This is a genomic window from Eikenella sp. HMSC071B05, from assembly GCF_001811325.1.
Taxonomy (GTDB): Bacteria; Pseudomonadota; Gammaproteobacteria; order Burkholderiales; family Neisseriaceae; genus Eikenella; species Eikenella corrodens.
Genome location: NZ_KV804547.1, coordinates 69,774 through 70,970, shown reverse-complemented (window position 1 = coordinate 70,970; position 1,197 = coordinate 69,774). Strand labels below are relative to the sequence as shown.

At 53.1% G+C, this 1,197-nt stretch carries 1 protein-coding gene; it reads right to left on the bottom strand.

Annotated features, from left to right (window positions below; all coding sequences use genetic code 11):
* Positions 1-603, bottom strand: a 603-nt coding sequence (locus tag HMPREF2796_RS04285; RefSeq protein ID WP_141749155.1) for an amino acid permease, incomplete at its 3' end; no start/stop codon positions are given.
* Positions 604-1,197 lie beyond the last annotated feature (594 nt).

Below are 1,197 nucleotides of genomic sequence, written 5' to 3'. Positions count from 1 at the left end.
GAAAGAGAAACCGGCAATCAAGAACACGCCCAGCATGGTTAAGAAGCTACCTGGGAAACCACCGCCCAAAAACGGTGCTTCGCCCACGGTGAAATTGGTCAAGCCAACGTATTCGCCGCCCAACAGGCCGAAAATAGTGAGCACACCCACGCCGAGGAACACGATGACCGTAATCACTTTAATCATCGCAAACCAATATTCCGACTCGCCAAATGCCTTAACCGACAACAAGTTCAACAACACAATCAGCCCAAAAAACAGCAGGCTCCAGCCCCAGGGTGGCATAAAGCGCATCGGTTCCCAATACGTGATGACCAGCGCGGCAATGGAAATATCCGCCGCCACCGTAATCACCCAGTTAAACCAATAATTCCAGCCCAAGGCATAGCCCAGCGAAGGATCGACAAACTTGGCGGCATAAGTGGAGAACGAGCCGGACACCGGCAGATGGGTGGCCATTTCGCCCAAGGAAGTCATCAGGAAATACACCATCAGGCCGATGGCAGCATAAGCCACCAACGCGCCGCCCGGGCCCGCCATATGGATGGCGCTGCCGCTGGCCATAAACAGGCCGGTGCCGATGCTGCCGCCGATGGCAATCATGGAAAGATGGCGCGACTTTAAATGACGACGCACTTTGGTGCTGCCGGAAGAAGCCGGTGCGGGTGCCACGGCCACCGCCGCAGCAGAACCACCATCGAAAGAACTCATTTTGGTTCCTTTCAAAAAAGCATATAGCCAAAATCTTTTCTGCCATAACCAATTGAACGGCAAAGAAAAATGACTTTAGCTATACGTTATTACGCACACGCGGCGCGCCAGCACCGCAACTCAATTTTGGGCGGATTATAAACCCTGATCGCCCGCTGAAAAACCCATAATTTCCCCTAGCAGCCAAATCAGCCAAATTCGCTGCCCTTTTTAATTGGCACATTACTCAACCAGCACCCAACCCGTTGCCCTGAAAGCCGCTTGATACCTGGCCTCACGCGCCAAGCAAGCCCCGCGCTGCCGCTGCGGCAAAACGTAACATAAAAACCACATTTGGCCAGCGGCCTCCGCAAAAATACTTGCAGGCTACCTGAAAATGCCCGGTTGGGTTTCAGGTAGCCTGCTTGATGTAGCGGCACGCGGTGCAAAACAATGCCGCTGCCGGTTGGCAAAGGGGAATATAGTGAATTAAATTTAAACCAGTAC